A 22,400-nucleotide genomic window follows, 5' to 3' on the forward strand; every position below is an offset into this window, starting at 1 on the left:
GGCGGTCACCCACGAGAACCCTCCCCGCCGCCGTTACCGGATTCCATCGGGGCGACTACGATGCGCTCGATTCACCTTGATCCGCGCTCACCGGAGCGGTCAACCGACCCGATGACACGGTCATTTCGTCCTGCACCACCTCCCGTGCCACCCAAGGACATCCGCCATGCGCACCACCACCGGCAGAGGGCTCCAGCCCAATGTCCTCGGGACGTTCGACACCATCGTCATGGCGGTCGCGGGCAGCGCACCCGCCTACTCGCTGGCCGCCACCACCGCCGTCCTGTTCGGGGCGGTCGGCCTGGCCGGACCCGCGGCGCTGCTCTACTGCGCGATACCGATGCTCGGCATCGTCCTCGCCTACGCCCGCCTGGGCCGGATCGACGTCAACGCGGGTGCCGGCTACTCCTGGGTGGGCCGCACGCTGCACCCCTTCCTCGGCTTCCTCTCCGGCTGGGCCCTGGTGGTCGCCGCGACCGTCTTCATGGTCGCCGGATCGCTGCCCGCCGGAGCACTCACCCTCTCCCTCTTCGACGCCGGCCTCGCCGAGAACACACCGCTGGCGGCCGCCGTCGGCTTCGGCTGGTTCCTGCTCATGCTGCTGGTCGTCCTCGGCGGCGCCCGGCTGACCGTCCGCGCCCAACTGCTCATGTCGGGCGTCGAGATGCTCATCCTCGTCGGCTTCGTCCTGGCCGCGCTGCTGCACCGCGGGCACGCCGTCGCCTTCGACTGGTCCTGGCTGGGCCTCGGCCACTTCGACGGCCCCGCCGGCTTCGCCTCCGGCGCGCTGATCGCCGCGTACTACTACTGGGGCTGGGACGTCACCAGCAACCTCAGCGAGGAGACCCGCGACAGCCGGCGCACCGCCGGGCTGGCCGCGCTCGTCGGCGTCGGCGTGGTCTTCCTGCTCTTCGAGGCGTTCACCATCGCCGTCAACATCCTGCTGACCGCGGAGCAGATCGAGGCCGGCGGCGCGGGCGTCCTGGCCGTGCTCGGCCAGGAGATCTGGCCCGGTGTCGGCGGCAAACTGCTGATCGTGGCCGTGCTGCTGTCCACGATCGCCACCCTGGAGACCACCCTGATCCAGGTCACCCGCTCCCTGTTCGCGATGGGCCGGGACCGGACGATGCCGGCCGCGCTCGGGACGGTCCACCGCCGCTGGAACACGCCGTGGGTGGCGATCGTCGCGGTCGGCGGGGCGGCGCTCCTGATGTTCGGTGCGGCGGCCGCCGCCGGCTCGATGGGGCAGATCCTCGAACACGCCGTCGCCGCGATCGGCCTCCAGATCGCCTTCTACTACGGGCTGGCGGGACTCGCCGCCGTCGTCGCCTACCGCGGGATGCTCCTCGGCTCGGTGCGCAACCTCCTCCTCGGCGGCGTCTGGCCGCTGCTCGGGTCCGCCTTCATGTTCTGGGCGTTCGCCGAGTCGCTCGGCGAACTGTCCACGCCCTCGCTGGTCATCGGTCTCGGCGGACTCCTCGTCGGCGTGGTCCCGATGATCGTGTACTGGCGCAAGGGCAGTTCGTACTACCGCCCCGCCCGGCTGGACGCCGCCCGGGCCCTCGCCGCGGCGGAGCCGTTCGCGCCGAGCAGCCCGCGCGCCCGCCGTCCGGACGAGACCCTCGCCACCGACTTCTGACCACCACCCCGCCGCCGACCGCCCACTTCACCGAACCGCCGGCCCGCCGGCGACGTACTCAGCACCACGACCGCCCCCGCAGGAACGTCCCGCCCCCGAGCCGTACACCGCCGCCGTACCCCGAAGCTCGCCCGCCCGTCCGAAGCTCCCGAGGGAGGAAGACCGATGGCCGTACGCCGCCGACCGTCCCGCCCGTCCCGCTTCACACCCGACTTCGACCCCGACTTCGGTGACCGCGCCCTCACCGACGCCCGGCACGACATCGTCATCGGCCGCTGGCAGGGGGTACGGGACCTGCTGCGGGCCACCGGCGACGACTGGGTACGGCGCACCCACCGGCTGCGGCTCCTCTCGCACGCCGCCGCCGGCAGCTCCACGGCCGAGGCGTGGTGGGCCGCCGAGCCGCACAACCCGGACGCGGCCGTGCTCCGGGCGGCCACCGAGGTCGTCCGGGTCTTCGACACGGCCATCGCCGCGGGCCGCGGCTCCCCCGTGAACCGCGCCCAGCTCGACGCGACCGTGGAGGCCTGCCTCTTCGCCGCGGACGCCGCCCCCGCCGACCCGATGCCCTGGGTGTCGCTGCTCTCCGTGGCCCGCCTCTACGAGGGCGGGGTACCGCGCCGTGAACTGCGCGGCTGGTTCGACGAACTGCGCCGCCGGGACCCGTACAACACCGAAGGCCACACCCAGCTCCTGCGCTACTGGTCCGCCCGCTGGCACGGCACGCACGGCGCGATGTACGACTTCGCGCGCGACGCCGCGGGCGTGGCCCCGCCCGGCTCGCCCCTGCCGGTCCTGGTGCAGGTCGCCCGGGTGGAGGAGTACCGCTACATCGCCGACGGAGCGCTCGGCCGGGGCCCGGTGCGCGGGTTCGACCAGCACTGGAAGCACGAACTCGCGGTCACCGAACTGCGCCGGACCCACGAACGCTGGATCGGCGGCCGGGAACCGGGCCGGCCGGTCTCCCCCGAGGAGATCGCGGACCTCAACTGCCTGGCGCACGCGGCCTGCTACGCGGGCCAGATCGAGGTGGCGCGAGAACTCCTGGGCATGCTCGGCGCCCGGGCCTCCTGGGTGCCCTGGGCGTACACCGGCGAACCCGAGGAACAGTTCGTCCGGTTCCGCGAGGGTCTGGGGGTGGTGTGAGCGGCGCCCCCCGCGCCTCTCACACCACCCCCGCACCGGATCAGACGCCGATGTCCCCGCCGTCCTTGCGCCAGACCGCGACGACCGCCGGGCGGACGATCCGGCCCGGGCCGTCGGGCCAGACGGACGCCGGCTTCTCGACGGATGCCCCGTCGATCTCGCCCGGGTGCTGGACCGCGACCAGGACCCGGCGGTCCTGGATGATCGGACCGCAGGTCTCGGCACCGGACGGGACGGTCAGGAACTGCTTGAGCTCACCGCGCCGCTCGCCCTGCGTGGCGACCCCGAACAGGCCGTCGTGCGAGCCGAGCTGGTTGCCGTCGGTCGAGATCCACAGGTTGCCGTGCGGGTCGAACGCGACGTTGTCCGGGCAGGAGATGGGGGAGACCTTCTCCTTGGGGAAGCCCGCGAAGTAGGTGGCCGGGTCGTTCGGGTCGCCGGCGACCAGGAAGAGACGCCAGGCGAAGCCGTCGCCGGCGGGGTCGTCCCAGTGCTCGGCCAGTTCGAGGATCTGCCCGTGCTTGTTCAGGTTGCGCGGGTTGGCCTCGTCGGCGGCGGCCTTGCCCGCCTTGCCGCGGTCGCTGTTGTTGGTGAGCGCGACGTAGACGCGGCCGGTGCGCGGGGACGGCTCGACGTCCTCGGGGCGGTCCATCTTGGTGGCGCCGACCTTGTCCCCGGCGAGCCGGGTGAAGACGTACACCTCCTCGGCGGTCATGCCCGGCACGTGCGAGACGTCGCCGGTGGCCAGCGGGATCCACACACCGGAGCCGTCGAACTCACCGTCGTTCGGCAGCCGGCCGGTGCCGTCGACCTCGCCGGGCGAATCGCCGGTGAGCTTCGCGACGTAGAGGGTGCCCTCGTCGAGCAGGGTGAGGTTGTGCTCGCGGGCCGCCCGCGAGCCGCCCTTCTTCATCCGCTTCGAGGAGACGAACTTGTAGAAGTAGTCGAAGCGCTCGTCGTCGCCCATGTAGACCACCGGACGGCCGTCCTCGGTCAGACGCGGCTGCGCGGCCTCGTGCTTGAAACGGCCGAGCGCGGTGCGCTTGCGCGGGGTGGCGTCGGGGTCGTACGGGTCGAGCTCGACGACCCAGCCGAAGCGGTGGACCTCGTTCGGCTCCTGCTTGAGGTCGAACCGCTTGTCGAACCGCTCCCACTTGCGCTCGGTGGCACCGGTGCCGATGCCGTACCGCTTGTCGGTGGCGCTCGACCCGTTGGCGAAGTACTGGTTGAAGTTCTCCTCGCCGTGGAGGGTGGTGCCCCACGGGGTGGTGCCGCCCGCGCAGTTGTTGAGCGTGCCGAGCACCTTGCGCCCGGCGGGGTCGGCGGAGGTCCGCAGCAGCGGCGAACCGGCGGCGGGACCGGTGAGCCGGAACTCGCTGGTGGCCGTGAGTCGGCGGTTGAGCGGGTGGCGGGTGACCGGGGTGAGCCGGCCGGAGCGGTGCTCCTCCTGGACCACGACGACGGACAGACCGTGGGCGGCCCAGGCGATCTCGACCTGCTCGCGGGTCGGGTTCTCGGCGTCGTAGCCGCGGAACATCAGGATCTCGTCGGTGTACTCGTGGTTGGCGACGAGGACCTGGCGGCCGTGCTCGCCCCGGAGGGGGAGCAGCGAGAGGAAGTCGTTGTTGTAGCCGAACTGGCCCGCCTGCGCCTTGGCCGTCTGCTTGTCGGCGTCGAAGGCCGGAGCACCGCGGAGGATCGGCTCACCCCAGCGGATGACGACGTTCTGCGCGTAGCCGGAGGGGACGGTGACCTGGTCGGCCTTGTTGGGCGCGACGGCCTCGAACCGCAGGCCGCGGGCACCGTCGGGGCGTCCGGGCCGGTGCGGGTGGGCCTCGGCCACCGGCGCGTTGCCGACCGCGAGACCGGTCCCGGCCGCGGTGGCCACGGTGACGACGGCGGCGGCGCGCATCATCGAACGACGGGAGAGGACACCGGCTATGACGTCACCGACGTACTCGTTGTCGCTGGTGTTGGGCACCTCGTGGAAGCAGGCGTCGCCACAGCGGAACCGGCAGGTGAGGGCGGAACGACCGCCTCCGTGCGGGTTGGTACCGATCAGCGGCAGCAGTTTGCGCACTTCGTCCTCCTCCGGCGCACACCGCGCCGACATGGTGTCGGGAATCCGTTCGGCGGTGACGTTATGTGCGCACATCTGCACTGCGGCGGCGCGGGAATGAACGGCGGATGAATCCGGAGCGACCGTGGGCGACGGCCAGGGGCGGGGTGCCGTGGGCGGCGCCGGGCAGACCGCTAACCTTACGTGTCCGCCCTGGCCAGGGATGAACGTCCCGAAGCACCCAGTACGGACATACACCGCACCCAACTCATGCGAAAGGGTTCGCCCATGGGCATTCGGAGCTTGCTGCGCAAGGTGTTCGGACGCGACAGTGCCGAACAGAACGAAACCCCGGCAACCTCCGTCCCGCCCCAGACGGAACGTGTGACACCGCCTGCGGCGGAGGTTGCGGAGACCGCCGAGGCGGACGTCGAGGCGGCCGAGGAGACGAAGGAAGAGGCGCCGAAGCCGGCCGCCACGCAGGACCCGGAGGTCACACTCCCGTCCCCGGCCGGCCGGGAGAGCGCGTCCGAGCGCGCCGCCGCGGACCTGGTGGCGGCGGCCTTCGACAACCCGCAGATCCCGCAGGCACGTTCGGCGGAAGCGGAACCGAAGGTCGTCGAGGCGAAGCCGGAGGCTGCCGTCGAGGCCGACCCCGAGGTCGTCGAAGCGGAGGCGGAGGCGGAGGTCGCCGTCGAGCCTGAGGTCGTCGTCGAGCCCGAACCCGAGGTCGTCGAGGCGGAGGTCGTCGAGGCGGAGGCGAAGCCCGAGGCCGTCGAGCCTGAGGTCGCCGTCGAGGCGAAGGTCGTCGCCGAGCCCGAGCCGGAGGCGGAGCCTGAGCTCGTCGTCGAGGCCGAGCCGGAGGCGGAGCCTGAGCTCGTCGTCGAGGCCGAGCAGGACGCCACCGAGCCCACCGAGGCCGAGCAGGACGCCACCGAGGCCGTCCAGCCCGAGGTCGCGGTCGAGCCGGAGGACACCCAGCCGGAGCCCGAGGCCACCCAGCCGGAGGCCGCCGAGCCGGAGGCCGCCGAGCCGGAGCCGGAGGCCGCCGAGCCGGAGCCGGAGGCCGCCGAGCCCGTCGCCGTCGAGGCACAGCCCATCGCCGTCGAGGCACAGCCCGTCGCCGAAGAGGCCGCGACCGAAGAGGCAGTGGTCGTCGCCACCGGTACCCCCGCTCTCTCGCTCGCCAGGGTCAAGGCCGCGGCGCCCCATCTCGTCGACGCCTACAAGGCCGCCGGGGCCGCGCTCAAGAAGCAGGGGCTCACCGGAGCGCGGGCCGCCGTGTACCTCGTCGTCGACCGGTCCGGTTCGATGCGCGGGTACTTCAAGGACGGCTCCGTACAGCGCCTCGCCGAGCAGACCGTCGCCCTCGCGGCGCACCTCGACGCGGACGCGGCCGTCACCGCGGTGTTCTTCTCCACCGACATCGACGGCACGGCGGAGCTCACCCCGGCGACCCTCGACGAGAACCGCATCGACACGATCAACGCGGGTCTCGGCCGGCTGGGCCGCACGAACTACCACCGCGCGATCGAGGAGGTCCTCGCCCACCACGAGAAGGGCGACCCGACGCGGCCCGCGTTCGTCGTCTTCCAGACCGACGGCGCCCCGGAGTCGAAGACCGCCGCCGCCCAGGCGCTGGCCGCCGCCGCCGAGCGCCCGATCCACTGGCAGTTCGTGGCCTGGGGCGAGGAGGACGGCAAGGCCTTCGACTTCCTCCGGAAGCTCGACGCCCCGCACACCGGCCACTTCCCGGCCGGCCCGGCTCCGGTCGAGACGGCGCACCCCGCCTTCTACCGCGGTCTGCTCGCCGGCTGGCAGGCCGAGAACGCCGGCTAGGACGCCGACGCCCCGACGGTGGCGGTGACCGGCAAGGTCACCGTCACCGCCAGGCCGCCCCCGTCCTCCGCCGTACGGGCCACCGCCGCCACGGTCCCGCCGTGCGCGGCGGCGATCGACCGGACGATCGACAGGCCGAGGCCCGCACCCGGCCCCATCCGGTCGCGCCCCTCCCCTCTCCGGAACGGCTCGAAGAGCCCCGCCACGTCGCCCTGGGCGACCACCGGCCCCGTGTTGGTGACGCGGACCCTGCCGTCGGCGACCCGCACCGCGACCGACCCGCCGGGCACGTTGTGCACGACCGCGTTCGCGACGAGATTGCGTACGAGCTGCCCGATCAGCACCCGGCTGCCCCGCACGACGCCCCCGCCCCCGACCGCGGTCACGCCATCGCCATCGCCATCGCCGTCGCCGTCGCCGACGTCGCCGTCCACGGTCACCCCGTACGCCTCGCACTCCTCCGCGACGACCTCCGCCAGCCGCACGTCCTCGCGCTCCTCCAGACCGCGCTCGCTCCGCGCGAGCACCAGCAGCCCGTCGATGAGCCGCTCGCTGCGCCGGTTGCTGTCGAGCAGCACCTGCTTGACCTCGGACGAGTCGTCGATCCCCACCTGGATCGCGGTGCGCTGGGTGGCCAGCGGGGTACGCAGCTCGTGCGAGGCGTTCGCGATGAACCGCCGCTGGCTGTCGAGGGCGCCCTCCAGCCGGCCGAGAAGCGCGTCGATGGTGTCGCCGAGCTCCTTCAGCTCGTCGTCGGGCCCGCTCGCCGCAATTCTGCCCCCGGCGCCGTCCGGGGCCGCGACCCCCACCCGCAGGTCCCGCTCGGCCAGCCGCCGCGCCCGCGCGGTCATCTCGTGCACCGGGCGCAGCACCCGCCCGGCCGTCCACCACCCGACGACCACCGCGCACATCGCCATGACGACGAGGGCCAGGCACGACCACATCAGCATCTGCTCGCCGGCGGCCCGGCTGACGTCGTCGCTGAGCTGGTACGCGGAGACGCTCTGCACGGGCGCCTCGGAGAGGGGCACCGCCCGCACCACCCGGACGCGCGCCGCGATGGCCTCCGCCTCCCCCTCCGTACCGGCCCGGGAGAGCAGGTTGACCACGCCGAGCAGGCAGCCGCCGAGGACCACGAAGACGGCGCCGTAGACGAGCGCGATCCGGGTGCGGATGGTCGACCCCGAACCGATCGGTCCGCCGCTCACAGCACGTACCCCACACCCTGCACCGTGCGGATCAGGCCCGGCTCGCCCAGCTTGGCGCGCAGCTTGCTCATGCAGACCCGCACCGCGGCCGTGAAGGGGTCGGCGTGCAGGTCCCAGGCCCGTTCGAGCAGCTCCTCGGCCGACACGGGGGCGCCGTCCGCCTCCAGCAGGATCTGGAGCACCGAGAACTCCTTGGGCGACAGGTCGAGGTCCCGCCCGTCCCGCGCGGCCGTCCGGCGGACGGTGTCCATCCGCAGCCCGCCCCTCTCCAGGAGCGGCGGCACCGGCGGCCGGGCGGCCCGGCGCCGCAGGGCCCGTACCCGGGACACCAGCTCCGGGAACTCGAAGGGCTTGCCCAGGTAGTCGTCGGCGCCCAGGTCGAGACCCTCGACCCGGTCCTCCAGGCCGGCGGCCGCCGTCAGCATCAGGATCCTGGTCCGGGACGCCCCGGCGACCAGCCGGCGGGCCACGTCGTCGCCGTGGACACGCGGCAGGTCACGGTCGAGGACGACCACGTCGTAGTCGTGCAGCCCCAGGTAGGCGAGGGCGGCGTCGCCGCTGTAGACGGTGTCGACGGCGAACCCGGCCCGCCGCAGTCCGGTGGCGACCAGCTCCGCGAGGACCACCTCGTCCTCGGCGACCAGTACTCGCATGTCTCGCGTGTCCGTTTCCTCGATGCTCCGCATGGGGCTTTCTACGCCGGGGAACGTTTCGCGGACGTCTCCGTGCTCCCGCGGCCGCTTAACGATGTGAGTGGATCTTCGCCAGGCCGTTAGGATTTCGACCATGGCGGCCACTGGATCCGAGAAGCAGGGGGCGAACGACGTGAAGTCGTACTACGTGTCGACCCCCATCTACTACGTCAACGACGCTCCTCACCTGGGCCACGCCTACACGACCGTCGCAGGCGACGTGCTCACGCGCTGGCACCGTCAGCGCGGCGAGAAGGTGTGGTACCTCACCGGCACGGACGAGCACGGTCAGAAGATCATGCGCACCGCGGAGGCGAACGGGGTCACCCCGCAGGAGTGGTGCGACAAGCTCGTCCAGGAGGCGTGGAAGCCTCTCTGGGAGCACCTGAACATCGCGAACGACGACTTCATCCGGACGACGGAGAAGCGTCACACCGACCGCGTGCAGGAGTTCGTGCAGGACCTGTACGACAAGGGCGAGATCTACAAGGGCGGGTACGAGGGCCCGTACTGCGTGGGCTGCGAGGAGTACAAGCTCCCCGGTGATCTCATCGAGGCCGAGGACGGCACGAAGCTGTGTCCGGTCCACAAGAAGCCGGTGGAGATCCTCAAGGAGGAGAACTACTTCTTCAAGCTGAGCGAGTACGGCCCGCGCCTCGTCGAGTTCTACGAGGCGAACCCGGACTTCATCCAGCCGGAGTCGGCCCGCAACGAGGTCCTGAACTTCGTGAAGCAGGGCCTGCAGGACCTCTCGATCTCGCGCTCCACCTTCGACTGGGGCGTCCCCGTGCCGTGGGACGAGAAGCACGTGATCTACGTGTGGATCGACGCGCTGCTGAACTACGCGACGGCCGTGGGCTACGGCACGAACCAGCAGAAGTTCGACGAGACCTTCCCGGCGAACGTCCACCTCATCGGCAAGGACATCCTGCGCTTCCACGCGGTGATCTGGCCGGCGATGCTGATGGCGCAGGGCCTGCCCGTCCCGGGCCGGATCGCGGCCAACGGCTGGCTGATGGTCGGCGGCGAGAAGATGTCGAAGTCGAACCTGACCGGCATCAAGCCGCAGGACCTGACCTCGCACTTCGGCGTGGACGCGTACCGCTGGTACTTCCTGCGCGCGATCGCGTTCGGCCAGGACGGCTCGTTCTCCTGGGAGGACTTCGCCGCCCGCTACACCTCCGAGCTCGCCAACGACTACGGCAACCTCGCCTCGCGCGTGGCGGCCATGGTCGGCAAGTACTTCGAGGGCGCCCTGCCGGCCGCGACGGCCGACGGCGACGCGGAGAAGGCGATCCACGAGGGTCTGACCGCTGCCGTCGCCACGGCCGACCGGAAGATCGGCGAGGAGCTGGACTTCCAGGGCGGCATCCTGGCGATCTTCGACTTCGTGAAGCAGGTCAACGGCTACATCACGGAGCAGGAGCCCTGGAAGGTCGCGAAGGACGACAGCGAGGCGGGCCGCGCCCGCCTGGCGACGATCCTGTACACGGCCGCCGAGTCGCTCCGCGCGGTCGCGGTCCTGCTCAACCCGATCATGCCGGAGACCTCCCAGAAGCTCTGGGAGTCCCTCGGCGCCGAGCCCGCCCTGGGCACCCTGGCCGCCCAGCCGGTCCAGGACGCCGGCACGTGGGGCACGCTCCCCGCGGGCGCGACGGTCACGAAGGGCGCGGTGCTCTTCCCGCGTCTGGAGGAGCCGAAGAAGGACCAGTGAGTCACGCGGAAGGAGGGGGCCCCACCCGGGACCCCCTCCTTCCGCGTTCCCGCGTACCTCAAGCCCTCCCGAAGCCCGATATGCACCGTATGCACGGCTTCACGCGACGCGTTACCGCGAGTACGTACGCCCTGGCGTCATCCCAGCGCCGACGACCGCCACGCCGGCCCCCTGCGGGCGGATTCGGCTTCACCCCCACCGGACATCGACCAGCGGGGCATGAACCCCCGCCAGGAACCGAGCGGCACCCGCCAAGCCGCGCCCGACCGCCCCATTCCATGGCCGCGCTGAACCACCCCAAGACAGACGGCCGCCGACGGCGCTGCGCGCCCCACCGGCCCCCCGCTTGGGCCCATCCCCCGGGCCGCCCTCCGAGTGTGAAAAGGCGGGTGGAGGCGACGGGTCAAGGGTGGAGCGAAGCGGAATCGGCGAAGCCGACGCGACGAAGGAGCGCCCTTGATGCGGCGCCGCAACCCGCCACACTCGGAGAGAGGGCGGCCACCGCCCGCGGCACCCGCGGCACCCGCGGCACCCGCGGCACCCGCGGCACCCGCGGCACCCGCGGCACCCGCGGCACCCGAGGCACCCGAGCCCCAAGACCCCACCCCACCTCACCCCACCCCCTCCCACCCCCACCTCCCCCACACACACGAAAGGGCCCGGAATCCGAGTGGATTCCGGGCCCTGCCGGCGCTGCTTCGAAGGCAGAGGCAGGTCCTACCGCGCCGCGTCCGGGTGGACCGCGTCCGTGACCGGGCGCTCGTCGGCCGGCTTCTCCTTCGCGACCGGCTTGCGCAGCTGGATGTTCAGCTCGCGCAGGCGCGCCTCGTCCAGTTCCGTCGGGGCGCCCATCAGGAGGTCCTGGGCGTTGCCGTTGAGCGGGAAGGCGATGGTCTCGCGGATGTTGGGCTCGTCGGCCAGCAGCATCACGATGCGGTCGACGCCCGGGGCGATGCCGCCGTGCGGCGGGGCGCCGTACTCGAAGGCGCGGAGCATGCCCGCGAACTCCTGCTCGACCGTCTCGCGGGAGTAGCCCGCGATCTCGAACGCCTTGAACATGATCTCGGGCTCGTGGTTCCGGATCGCGCCCGAGGACAGCTCGATGCCGTTGCAGACGATGTCGTACTGCCAGCCGAGGACGTCCAGCGGGTCCTGGGTCTCCAGGGCCTGCAGGCCGCCCTGCGGCATCGAGAACGGGTTGTGCGAGAAGTCGATCTTGCCGGTCTCCTCGTCCCGCTCGTACATCGGGAAGTCGACGATCCAGGCGAAGCGGAAGACGTTCTCCTCGAACCGGCCGGCGCGCTTGGCGGCCTCGACCCGGACCGGGCCCATGATCTTGGAGACCTCGTCGAACTCGCCCGCGCCGAAGAAGATCGCGTGGCCCGGCTCCAGGCCGAGACGCTCGGCGAGGACCTTGACGTTCTCCTCGGTGAGGAACTTGGCGATCGGGCCGGTCAGGGCGTTGCCCTCGCCGACGCGGACCCAGGCCAGGCCCTTGGCGCCGAGGGAGACGGCGAAGTCGCCCAGGGAGTCGAAGAACTTGCGCGGCTGGTCGCCGGTGTCCGGCACGGCCAGGGCACGGACGTGCTTGCCCGCGAACGCCTTGAACTCGGAGTTCTCGAAGACGTCCGAGATGTCGACGAGCTCCAGGTCGGTGCGCAGGTCCGGCTTGTCGTTGCCGTACTTCAGCATCGACTCGCGGAACGGGATCCGCGGGAACGGCGAGGTGACGTGACGCCCGCCGCCGAACTCCTCGAAGATCTCGGTCATGAGCTTCTCGATCGGCTGGAAGACGTCCTCCTGCTCGACGAAGCTCATCTCGACGTCGAGCTGGTAGAACTCGCCCGGCGAGCGGTCGGCGCGGGCGTCCTCGTCGCGGAAGCAGGGCGCGATCTGGAAGTAGCGGTCGAAGCCGGAGATCATCAGCAGCTGCTTGAACTGCTGCGGCGCCTGCGGCAGCGCGTAGAACTTGCCCGGGTTCAGACGGGACGGGACCACGAAGTCGCGCGCGCCCTCGGGGGAGGTCGCGGCCAGGATCGGGGTCGCCATCTCGTTGAAGCCGAGGGCCACCATCTTGGAGCGGATGGAGGCGATGACGGCGGAGCGCAGCATGATGTTGCGGTGCATGCGCTCGCGGCGCAGGTCGAGGAAGCGGTACTCCAGGCGCCGCTCCTCGTTGACGCCGTCGTCGGCGTTGATGGTGAAGGGGATCTGCTTGGACGCGCCGAGGACCTCGATCTCGGCGGCCTCGATCTCGATCTCGCCGGTCGCCAGCTCCGGGTTGACGTTGTCGGCGCCGCGGGAGACGACCTTGCCGTCGACGCGGACGACGGTCTCCTTCGTCAGCTTGTCCAGGGTCTCGGCGGCCGCGGTGCCCGGCCGGGCGACGAGCTGCGTGATGCCGTAGTGGTCGCGCAGATCGATGAAGAGGATGCCGCCCAGGTCGCGCCGATTGTGCAGCCAGCCGCTCAGCCGGACGTCGGTGCCGACGTCAGAGGCGCGGAGCTCGCCGCAGGTGTGGGACCTGTACCGATGCATCGTCGTTCATCCAGTCTTCGGAATCTGTGGGAGCCCGGAAGGATCCAGGCCCGTCAAGGGTACCGGGCCACCCGGGATCGGCCTCCGAATACTCTCAGTGGCGACCGGCGGCCCGCTCTCCATAAAGTGGGGCAATGCGCACCGAGGACGTCCTGGCCGCGATCGCGACCGGCCTGTGGCGCTGGGACAACGCGTCCGGGATCGTCACGCTCGACGCCGAGGCGGCCCGGCTGCTCGGGCTGCCCGCCGAGCCCGCCCGGCTCACCGAGGCGGCCGTACGCTCCCGTTTTCACCCGGTCGACTGGAACGAGGTCGACGGGGTCGTCCATCTGGCCATCGTGGAGGGCACGCTCGCCGAGGCCCGGCTGCGGATCATGGACGACCGGGGACGGGTGATCCGTACCGTACGGAGCCGGTCCAAGCCGCTCCTGCAGGGCGGCGACTACCAGCTCGTCGGCACGCTCCAGGAGGTCGCCGAGGCGCAGCCCGGCACCGCCGCCCGCACACCCGTCACCGGCGACTGGCGCCGTTCGCGCGAGGCGTTCCTGCTGGACGCGGGCCGCGCGCTGGCCGAGGCCCGGTCGACCGCCGAGGTGCTGCGGGTCGCCGCCTCGCTGTCGATGCCGGGGTTCTCGCCCGACGGGCTCGCCGTCTTCGGGGTGGCGGGCGACCGGTTGACGATCATCGGCCACCACGGGCACAGCACCGGCGACGAGGGCCCCTTCAGCTCGATGTCGCTGGACACCGACTATCCGGCCGCCGAGGTCACCCGGACCGGCCGGGCCATCTACCTGCCGTCGCCGCAGGAGTACCTGCGGCGCTTCCCGGTCACCTGGCCGCTCGCCCGGCGCTTCGGCCGCCAGTCCTGGGCCTACCTCCCGCTGATCGTCGCCGGGCGCACCATGGGCGCCTGGATGGCCGCCTTCAAGCACCCGGTGGCCTTCACCCCCGACGAGCGCTCGGTCCTCACCACCGTCGCCCGGATGCTCGCCCAGGCGCTGGCCCGGGCCGGTGTCGCCGAGTCCGAGCGGGAGCTGTCGCTCGGCCTGCAGCGCACGATGATGCCGGTCCTGGGTCCCGGCCTCCCGGGCCTGCAGGTGGCCGCCCGGTACGTCCCCACCGGCGGCGGGCTGCAGGTCGGCGGTGACTGGTACGACATGATCCAGCTGCCCGGCGGGCGCATGGCCCTGGTCATCGGCGACGTCCAGGGGCACGACGTGCGCGCCGCCGGCCTGATGGGCCAGCTCCGGATCGCGCTGCGCGCGTACGCCTCCGAGGGCCACCGCCCGGACGCCGTGCTCTCCCGCGCCTCGCGCTTCCTGTACGGGATCACCGACGGCGAGGCGGACGGTCCGGGGTACGGACCCGGATACGGCCCGGACGGGGACGGACCGTCGGGCGGGGGCGCCGAGGACGGTGGCCCGCGCTTCGCGACCTGCCTCTACATGGAGATCGACCCGGTCACCGGCACGCTGGACATCGCCCGGGCCGGTCATCCCGACCCGGCGGTCCGGATGACAGACGGAACGGTTCTCCTGCGCCCGACGGCCGGCGGCCTGCCGCTCGGCATCGACCCGGACACCGACTACCCGACGACCCGGCTCACGCTGGAGCCCGGAGAGACCCTCATGATGTGCACCGACGGACTCCTGGAGACCGGCGGGCACGACCTCGACTCCGGCTGGGAGCGTCTCCGCGCGCTGCTCGAGGAGCACGACGGGAAATCCCTGGAGGAGCTGGCCGACCGCCTCGTGGAGGCCGTCCACGGTCCGGGCTCCCACCACACCACCGGTCCGCTCGCGGACCGTCGCGAGGACGACATCGCGGTCCTGCTCCTGTCGCGGCAGGGCCCGGCCGTCCCGCAGGCCCCGCGCCGCACGATGATGACCGTCGCCCAGGCGGAGCAGCAGCGCATCGCCGCCGCCCGCCAGCACCTGCGGCAGCTGCTGCACGACTGGAACGACGAGGAGCAGGTCGACTCCGCGGTCCTGATGGTGTCCGAGATGGTCACCAACGTCCTCATCCACACGGACGGGGACGCGCTGGTGGTCGCCGAGGTGACCTGCGCCGGCGAGGCCCGCCGGCTGCGCGTCGAGGTCTCCGACACCAGCGACGAGCTGCCCCACAAGCGGCACCCGGGGGAAATGGCCTCGTCGGGGCGCGGCCTGATGCTGATGGAGATGCTGGCGCACACCTGGGGCGTGGATCCGCGGGGCCAGGGCAAGTCGATCTGGTTCGAGCTGAACGAGCCCCCGGAGTCGCCGAACGGGAACGGCGCCGCGTAGAACGGTCCGGGCGCCCCTCGGCCGGTGCCCGCGGTCGGCACGTACGGGGCGCGGGCACGTGCGCGCCCCGCACGTGCCGGGCACGTGCGCGGCGCGGACCGCGCGACAGGACCCGCCGGTTCGCCGGTTCGCCGGTTCGCCGCCGCGCGGCGACCTGCGGACCGGAGGAGACTGGGTCTGGTACGGCCGCCGGGGGGACAACGGAGCCCCGCCATGGATATCCACAGGGTCGGAAGCGACACCACCGTCATGGCCGACAGTCTCGACGTACCGGGGATCGGCCACATCCCGGCCAACGCCTTCGTCCTCACCGCCCGGGAGCCGGTCGTCGTCGACACCGGGCTCTCCCTCGCCGACCGCGACTTCGTCGCCGCGCTCGGCTCGGTCATGGACCCCGCCGACGTGCGCTGGATCTGGCTCACCCACCCCGACCGCGACCACACCGGTGGCCTCTTCGACCTGCTGGAGGCGGCCCCGAAGGCCCGCGTGGTGACCACCTTCCTCGGCGCGGGGATCATGTCCACCGAGCGCCCGCTCCCGATGGACCGGGTGTACTTCCTCAACCCGGGCCAGTCCCTGGACGTCGGCGACCGCAGCCTGACGGGCTTCCGGCCGCCGCTCTTCGACAACCCGGCGACCGTCGGCTTCTACGACGAGAAGACGCGGATCTGCTTCAGCTCCGACTGCTTCGGCGGACCCATGCCGTCCGCCGAGCTCGCGGAGAGCGGGCACGCGAGCGACCTCAAGCCGGAGGAGCTGCGTGCCGCGCAGCTGCTGTGGGCCACGGTGGACAGCCCGTGGGTGCACATCGTGGACCCCGGGAAGTACCGGGCGACGCTCGCCCCGCTGCGGGACATGAACCCGGAGATCGTGCTCAGCACGCATCTGCCGCCGGCCGTGCGCATGACCGACGCGATGCTCGACACGATCACGATGGCGCCGGACCAGGACCCGTTCGTCGGGCCCGACCAGGCGGCCCTCGAACAGCTCCTGGCGTCCTTCGAGCCGGGCGGCCTGCCCGCCTGACGCCCGGCGCGGGCCGCGGGCCGCGGGCCGCGGCGGCGCACGCGCCGCGCCCGTACGTCCCGACCGGCGGAGGCCAGGTGGTCCCGTCAGCCGGGCCCGTACGTCCCGACCGGCGGAGGCCAGGTGGTCCCGTCAGCCGGGTCGCTCCGGCGCGCGCTCCTCCGCAGCGGCGTACCGTCCGCGCAGTTCGCCGATCACCCCGAACGCCGCCGCCGTCAGCGGCACGGCGAGCAGCATCCCCAGGATCCCGGCCACGGACGCGCCGGCGGTGATCGCCAGCATGACCACGGCGGGGTGCATCTGGACGGTCCGGCTCTGGACCATGGGCTGGAGCACGTATCCCTCCAGGACCTGGACGGCGAGGACGACGCCGAGGGCCCACAGGGCGATGACCACGCCGCGGTCGGCGAGCGCGACGAGGACGGCGACGGCGCCGGAGAGGAAGGCGCCGAGGTACGGGATGTAGGCCGTGACGAAGACCAGCGCGGCGAGCCCGACGGCGCCGGGCACCCGCAGGAGCAGCAGACCGACGCCGATCAGGACGGCGTCGACGAGCGCGACGAAGGTGGTGCCGCGCATGAAGCCCTCGACGGCCTCGAAGGCGCGGCGGGCCATCGCCTCGACCGCGTCGCCGGTGGACGAGGGGGCGAGGGAGCGCAGGGCGCCCGCGGCCTTGTCGGAGTCACGGAGGAAGAAGAAGATCAGCAGCAGCGCGAGGACTCCGGTGGCGATCAGCTCGGCGACGACGCTGAGGCCGGAGATCACCCCGGAGGCGGCGGTCCCGCCGAATCTCTGGAGCAGCGACTGCGCGTTCCGCGCGACGTCGTCGAGGGAGGTGCCGGCCGCGCCGAGGTGCTGGGCGATGTCGGTCGCGGCCTGCCGCAGCGAGTCGAGGATCTGGTCGCCGGTCTCGATGAGGGCGACGACGACGATGTAGCCGGCGCCGCCGACGACGGCGACGACGGCGAGGACCGTGAGCGCGGCGGCGAGCGACTTCTGCACCTTCATGCGCAGCAGGCGCCGGTAGAGGGGGCCGAGCAGGGCGGTGCCGAGCAGGGCGAGCAGCACGGGGGTGACGGCCGTCTGGAGCTCGACGCAGAGCCAGATGCCGACGGCGGCGACCGCGATGAACAGCAGCGCGACGACGCACCAGGCGGCGGCACGACGCGCGGGCGCGGGAAGGAGGGATCTCTGCGGCTCCGGCTGCGTCTGCACCAGTTCACCGGACCACGCGCCGCGGCGTGTCGTCCTGCGGTACGGGCCGGACGGGTGACGGCTCGTCAGGATCTCGCGGCCAGGCCCCTTCGGAGTCTCGTGGCCGCGTCCCTTCGGAGTCTCCCGGCCACGCCCCTCCGGAGCGGTCCCGGCGGTCCCGGCGGAGCCGAGCGCCGCGCGCCGGACGGGTCCGGTGCGCGGCGCGACTCTCCGCCGAGGGGTCTACTCGCCCATCCCGTGCACCGCCGGGATGGTGCCGAGCCGGCCGGCCTGGAAGTCCTCGAAGGCCTGACGCAGCTCCGCCTGGCTGTTCATGACGAACGGGCCGTAGTGCGCCATCGGTTCGCGGATCGGCCGGCCGCCCAGCAGGACGACCTCCAGGTCCGGGGTGTGCGCGTCCTGCTTCTCGTCCGCGCGGACCGTCAGCGAGCCGCCCGTGCCGAAGACCGCGGTCTGGCCCATGTGGACCGGACGCCGGTCGGCGCCGACCGAGCCGCGGCCGGCCAGCACGTAGGCGAGGCCGTTGAAGTCCTCGCGCCACGGCAGCGTCACCTCGGCGCCCGGCCGGACGGTCGCGTGGATCATCGTGATCGGGGTGTGGGTGATGCCCGGGCCGGCGTGGCCGTCGAGGTCGCCCGCGATGACGCGGTAGAGCGCGCCGCCGTCCGGCGAGGTCAGCAGCTGCACCTGGCCGCCGCGGATGTCCTGGTAGCGCGGGGCCATCATCTTGTCCTCGGCCGGCAGGTTCACCCACAGCTGGAGCCCGTGGAAGAGTCCGCCGCTCACGACGAGCGACTCCGGCGGAGCCTCGATGTGCAGCAGTCCGGATCCGGCGGTCATCCACTGGGTGTCGCCGTTGGTGATGGTGCCGCCACCGCCGTTGGAGTCCTGGTGGTCGAAGACGCCGTCGATGATGTAGGTGACGGTCTCGAAGCCCCGGTGGGGGTGCCAGGGCGTGCCCTTGGGCTCGCCGGGGGCGTACTCCACCTCTCCCATCTGGTCCATCATGATGAACGGGTCGAGGTAGCGGTAGTTGATCCCGGCGAACGCGCGGCGCACCGGGAATCCCTCGCCCTCGAATCCGGAAGGTGCCGTGGTCACGGCGAGCACGGGGCGGGGGACGGCGTCGGCCGGGGCGGCGACGCGCGGCAGGGTGAGCGGGTTCTCGACAGTCACAGCGGGCATGGCGGGGCCTCCTTGTGCGACCACTTTAGTTGAACAATGAACTTCCTGCCACCTGGAACGCGGAACGCCCGGGAGTAATTCCTCCCGGGCGTTCCCACACGTTCCCCGCCTGCGTCAGCCGTACATCCGGCGCATCGCGAAGTCGACCATCTGCTCCACGGCCTTCGCGTCGAAGACCATGCGGTGGTCGCCCTCCATGTCGAGGACGAAGCCGTAGCCGGTCGGCAGCAGGTCGATCACCTCGGCGCCGGTGATCACGAAGTACTTCGACTCCTTGCCCGCGTACCGCCGCAGCTCCTTGAGCGAGGTGAACATCGGGATCACCGGCTGCTGGGTGTTGTGCAGCGCCAGGAAGCCGGGGTTGTCCCCACGGGGGCAGTAGACCTTGGAGGTCGCGAAGACCTGCTGGAAGTCCTCGGCGGCCAGCGAGCCCGTCGTGAAGGCGCGTACGGCGTCGGCCAGGGAGGGCGGCGACGGCTCCGGGTAGAGGGGAGGCTGCTGCCCGTACCCGCCGCCCTGCATGCCTCCCTGCATCGGCTGCTGCGGGGGCTGGGCGTACTGCTGCTGGGCGGCGCTGCCGTCGCCGTGCTGGCCGTATCCGTACATGCCCCCAGCCTATCGAGCGGTCGCCGCGCCCAGAGCGGTTCGGGTCGGCCGAGACGGAGCGCACACCCCGGCGGAACGGTGCCGGAGCACCGCGTCCACCCCGGCGGAACGGGACGGAGGCGACGCGCCGGCGCTCGGTCACCGCCCCCTGGCGCCCCGGCCCGGCCCCCGGCGACCGCGCCCGGCGGTCCTCGTCACGGACGAAGAACCTGCCCTTCGCACGTGTCTTCGCACCGTTCGTCTTCTCTTGCTAGGTTCGCGTGAGCAATTTCCGGTCGCCACGGGGGTGGAACATGGCACTGAACGCCAAATGGGACGAGCTGTTCGGGGGCGCCGCGCCGTCCGGACAGCCCGCGTCGATGACCCTCGCGGGTCTGCCCGCCGAGGACCGCGGAGGCGGTGGAGGCGGTGGAGGCGGCGGCGGCGACGCGAACCTGAAGGCCGAAGAGGGTCCCTGGCACGGCGCCGGCAAGGCCTCCGGCGAGCTGCGCACCTCGACCACCACCTCGCTCACCGACCTCGGCACCGCGAACGAGGGCGTCACCGGCGGGACCGCCGGCTTCGACTCCTCCGCCGCCCTGACCGAGATCCTCGGCACCTGGAAGACCCGCCTCACCGCCGTCCGCGACGAGTGCGGACGGCTGGAGAGCGCCCTCAAGAGCGCCGGCCGCGACTTCGGCGAACGCGAGCTCGACACCCAGCGCAAGATCGCCGCCGAGGCGCCCGCCCCCTCCCAGAAGAAGGAGGGCTGATCCGGATGCCCACCTGGCAGCAGCTGCGCGACGTGAAGCTGAGCGAGTACACGGACGCGGCGGACGGCTGGGGCAAGATCAGCTCCCGCGCCAACGTCGACAAGGACCGCGTCGACAACGGCATGTTCGCGCGGATCAACGACACCCAGAAGGGCGAGGCCGCCAAGACCGCCACCGGCGACGTCCAGCAGCTGAGCCGCAACTTCCAGTACCTGCACGCCGAGTGCGGGCTGATCCGCACCGCGCTCAACGGGCTGGCCTCCGAGCTCGCCGCCCCGCAGCGGAAGCTGAAGCAGGCGCTGGAGGACGCCGAGAACCTCAAGTTCACGGTCAAGCCCGACGGGTCCGTCGAGTACCCCACCCAGTCCTACGTCCTCAAGCCGGGCGCCACCACGGCCCAGGACGGCGCACCCTTCCCCTACCTGCCCGGCAAGGCCGAGGGCATCGGCAGCTCCGACCCCAACAAGGGCAAGGCCGAGGACATCGCCCAGCGCATCGGCGACGCGGTGCGCGAGGCCGCCGAGATCGACGGACGGTACGCGGGCGTCCTGCGCAAGCTGAAGGCCGAGCCCGGCCTCACCGTCAGCGACGAGACCCTCGCCGACGCCGCCAAGGACACCAAGGCCCTCCAGGACGCCGCCGGGAAGTACGCGGACGACGGCAAGATCCCGCACGGCAAGTCGCCGAAGGAGAACGCCGACTGGTGGAACGGGCTGACCCAGGAGCAGCGTGACGAGTACGCCACGCTCTACCCGGCGTCCATCGGCGCGCTCGACGGCATCCCCTCCACGGTCCGCGACGACGCCAACCGCATGGTCCTCGCGGAGACCCGCGCCCAGGCCCAGCTGGACCTGAACGCCATACCGAAGCAGCCCCAGGAGTACATCCAGAACCCCAGCGGCCAGTACCCGGCGGTCATCAAGAACCCCGAGTACCTCCAGTGGGACAAGAAGTACGGGGACCGTTTCGAGGAGCTCACCGCCCAGAAGAAGGGCATGGACGCGATCCAGGCCCGCTTCGACCGCACGGGCCAGTCCGAGCGTCCCGGCGAGCGCCCGCTGCCCGAGGCGTACCTCCTGGGCTTCGACACCCAGGGCAACGGCCACGCCATCGTCGCCAACGGCAATCCGGACACCGCGACGCACACCGCGATGTACGTGCCCGGCACCACGTCGAACCTGGAGGGCATCGGCGGCGACATCAAGCGCATGGAGACCCTCTGGCGCGCCAGCGACAACCTGGCGAACGGTCAGAGCGTGTCCACGATCACCTGGCTCGGCTACGACGCCCCGCAGAGCATCGTCAAGGACGCGCCCTTCAGCCACTACGCCGACGACGGCGCCCCCAAGCTGAACGGCTTCGTCGACGGGCTGCGCGCCACGCACCAGGGCGACCCGACCCACATGACCGTGACCGGCCACAGCTACGGCAGCACGGTCATCGGCTCCGCCGCCCGCCAGGGCCACCTGGCGGCCGACGACATCTTCGTGGCCGGCAGCCCGGGCATGCAGGTGGGCAGCGCCACCGACCTGGACGTGCCCAAGGGCCACGTCTACGCCGCCGAGGCCGACAGCGACCCCTACCTGAAGGGCCTGCACCTGCCCGGCGGGGTCACCGACGGCAAGTACGGCGGTTTCAACATCCCCTTCGTCACCAGCGACCCGGTGCCGGACCTCGGCGGCTGGGGCCACGCGCCGAAGAAGCTGGACGTCGACATCCTGCCGTCGTTCATCGACGGCGACGGCGCCAGCGTCGTGAAGCCGCTGACACCGACCAACCCCGACTTCGGCGCGCACATCGTGGCCACGGACGGGTCCCGCGGCCACAGCGGCTACTGGGACAACGGCACCGAGAGCCTCAACAACCAGGCCCGCGTCGTCACGGGCCGGTACCAGGAAGTGACCTCGCAATGAGCCGCCGCACCACCGCACGCACCGGCGGGGCCCTGACCACCGCCGCCCTTCTCCTCGCGACGGGATGCACCACCATGAGCAACGACGCCGGCCTGCCCTACGAGCCGCAGCCGATGAAGGTCACCGCGGCCAAGGACCTGGTCCGCTCACGGTCCAGCACGATCTTCGACACGGCCGGCCTGCGCGAGGCGAACAACGGCGCCCCCGACGCGTCCCCCTGCGACGGGGTGGACGACGGCTTCCGGGTCCGTCACTTCTGGTCGATGTACGCCCCCGACGCCGACGCCCTGAAGCAGGCGATGGAACGGCTCCACCAGGAGCTGCCGGCCAAGGGATGGAAGGTGCTCCGCTTCGAGCCCGCGAAGTCGCAGGCCAAGCAGCTCCAGCTCGACGTGGAGCACGAGAAGGACCACCACACGGCCACGATCGAGCTGCTGCTCCCCTCGACGTACAAGGACGCGTCGAAGTGGGAGAAGGCGACCCGCGACAGCCTCTCGGTCTCCCTGACGTCGCCCTGCTACACCGACCCGGAGTACAAGGTCGGCGACTGAGCGTCACGCAAGGCCCGGGGCGTGCGGCTCGC

16 protein-coding genes are annotated in these 22,400 nt (G+C 72.0%); 9 read left to right on the top strand and 7 right to left on the bottom strand.

Annotated features, from left to right (window positions below; genetic code table 11):
• Positions 1 to 166: 166 nt before the first annotated feature.
• Entirely contained in the window at positions 167 to 1,639 is a 1,473-nt protein-coding gene (locus ACGFZF_RS09320; RefSeq protein ID WP_393552418.1) for an APC family permease, read from the top strand.
• A gap of 165 nt (positions 1,640 to 1,804) precedes the next feature.
• Positions 1,805 to 2,785, top strand: a complete 981-nt coding sequence (locus tag ACGFZF_RS09325; RefSeq protein WP_393552421.1) for a hypothetical protein — start codon at positions 1,805 to 1,807, stop codon at positions 2,783 to 2,785.
• 40 nt (positions 2,786 to 2,825) lie between these two features.
• Here the strand turns inward: ACGFZF_RS09325 and ACGFZF_RS09330 are convergent, their stop codons facing one another.
• Positions 2,826 to 4,865 carry a PhoX family protein gene (locus tag ACGFZF_RS09330; protein WP_393552424.1) on the bottom strand — a complete coding sequence of 680 codons (2,040 nt, stop codon included), beginning with the start codon at positions 4,863 to 4,865 and terminating at the stop codon, positions 2,826 to 2,828.
• Positions 4,866 to 5,228: 363 nt separating this feature from the next.
• On the opposite strand from ACGFZF_RS09330, the gene ACGFZF_RS09335 reads away from it, so the two are divergent.
• Positions 5,229 to 6,683, top strand: coding sequence for a VWA domain-containing protein (locus ACGFZF_RS09335; protein ID WP_393552427.1), 1,455 nt, complete (start codon positions 5,229 to 5,231; stop codon positions 6,681 to 6,683).
• On the opposite strand, the gene ACGFZF_RS09340 is transcribed toward ACGFZF_RS09335, so the two are convergent.
• Together ACGFZF_RS09340 and ACGFZF_RS09345 are read right to left on the bottom strand one after the other, a co-directional pair.
• Positions 6,680 to 7,891, bottom strand: a complete 1,212-nt coding sequence (locus ACGFZF_RS09340; protein ID WP_393552430.1) for a sensor histidine kinase — start codon at positions 7,889 to 7,891, stop codon at positions 6,680 to 6,682. The genes ACGFZF_RS09335 and ACGFZF_RS09340 overlap by 4 nt on opposite strands.
• A complete protein-coding gene (locus tag ACGFZF_RS09345; protein WP_393552433.1) occupies positions 7,888 to 8,544 on the bottom strand; it encodes a response regulator transcription factor in 657 nt (218 codons plus the stop codon). Before ACGFZF_RS09345 ends, ACGFZF_RS09340 begins: the two co-directional genes overlap by 4 nt.
• A 133-nt stretch (positions 8,545 to 8,677) precedes the next feature.
• Here ACGFZF_RS09345 and metG point away from each other — a divergent pair, with 133 nt between their 5' ends.
• On the top strand, positions 8,678 to 10,297 hold the full coding sequence (metG, locus tag ACGFZF_RS09350) for a methionine--tRNA ligase (RefSeq protein WP_393552436.1): 1,620 nt from the start codon (positions 8,678 to 8,680) through the stop codon (positions 10,295 to 10,297).
• A gap of 717 nt (positions 10,298 to 11,014) precedes the next feature.
• On the opposite strand, the gene aspS is transcribed toward metG, so the two are convergent.
• Positions 11,015 to 12,835, bottom strand: coding sequence for an aspartate--tRNA ligase (gene aspS / locus ACGFZF_RS09355; RefSeq protein WP_393552439.1), 1,821 nt, complete (start codon positions 12,833 to 12,835; stop codon positions 11,015 to 11,017).
• A gap of 134 nt (positions 12,836 to 12,969) precedes the next feature.
• On the opposite strand from aspS, the gene ACGFZF_RS09360 reads away from it, so the two are divergent.
• Both ACGFZF_RS09360 and ACGFZF_RS09365 read left to right on the top strand, forming a co-directional pair.
• A complete protein-coding gene (locus tag ACGFZF_RS09360) occupies positions 12,970 to 15,120 on the top strand; it encodes a SpoIIE family protein phosphatase (protein WP_393552442.1) in 2,151 nt (716 codons plus the stop codon).
• Between the two features lie 213 nt (positions 15,121 to 15,333).
• Positions 15,334 to 16,146: an MBL fold metallo-hydrolase gene (locus ACGFZF_RS09365; protein ID WP_393552445.1), complete on the top strand. Its 813-nt coding sequence runs from the start codon at positions 15,334 to 15,336 to the stop codon at positions 16,144 to 16,146.
• 132 nt (positions 16,147 to 16,278) lie between these two features.
• Here ACGFZF_RS09365 and ACGFZF_RS09370 read toward each other — a convergent pair whose 3' ends face one another.
• The 3 genes from ACGFZF_RS09370 to ACGFZF_RS09380 form a co-directional block, all read right to left on the bottom strand.
• Positions 16,279 to 17,361 carry an AI-2E family transporter gene (locus ACGFZF_RS09370; RefSeq protein ID WP_393552448.1) on the bottom strand — a complete coding sequence of 361 codons (1,083 nt, stop codon included), beginning with the start codon at positions 17,359 to 17,361 and terminating at the stop codon, positions 16,279 to 16,281.
• 222 nt (positions 17,362 to 17,583) lie between these two features.
• Positions 17,584 to 18,546: a pirin family protein gene (locus ACGFZF_RS09375; protein ID WP_393552451.1), complete on the bottom strand. Its 963-nt coding sequence runs from the start codon at positions 18,544 to 18,546 to the stop codon at positions 17,584 to 17,586.
• 114 nt (positions 18,547 to 18,660) lie between these two features.
• Positions 18,661 to 19,152 carry an SseB family protein gene (locus ACGFZF_RS09380; protein ID WP_356601398.1) on the bottom strand — a complete coding sequence of 164 codons (492 nt, stop codon included), beginning with the start codon at positions 19,150 to 19,152 and terminating at the stop codon, positions 18,661 to 18,663.
• A gap of 293 nt (positions 19,153 to 19,445) precedes the next feature.
• Here ACGFZF_RS09380 and ACGFZF_RS09385 point away from each other — a divergent pair, with 293 nt between their 5' ends.
• The 3 genes from ACGFZF_RS09385 to ACGFZF_RS09395 are packed head-to-tail and all read left to right on the top strand — an operon-like array spanning position 19,446 to position 22,368.
• Entirely contained in the window at positions 19,446 to 19,904 is a 459-nt protein-coding gene (locus ACGFZF_RS09385; protein ID WP_393552455.1) for a hypothetical protein, read from the top strand.
• 5 nt (positions 19,905 to 19,909) lie between these two features.
• On the top strand, positions 19,910 to 21,817 hold the full coding sequence (locus tag ACGFZF_RS09390) for an alpha/beta hydrolase (RefSeq protein ID WP_393552458.1): 1,908 nt from the start codon (positions 19,910 to 19,912) through the stop codon (positions 21,815 to 21,817).
• Positions 21,814 to 22,368 (top strand): hypothetical protein, encoded by a 555-nt coding sequence (locus tag ACGFZF_RS09395; RefSeq protein ID WP_393552461.1) that lies wholly within the window; start codon positions 21,814 to 21,816, stop codon positions 22,366 to 22,368. The genes ACGFZF_RS09390 and ACGFZF_RS09395 overlap by 4 nt, the downstream gene beginning before the upstream one ends.
• The last annotated feature ends 32 nt before the right edge of the window (positions 22,369 to 22,400 follow it).

The organism is Streptomyces sp. NPDC048338 (assembly GCF_043201055.1).
Classification (GTDB): domain Bacteria; phylum Actinomycetota; class Actinomycetes; order Streptomycetales; family Streptomycetaceae; genus Streptomyces.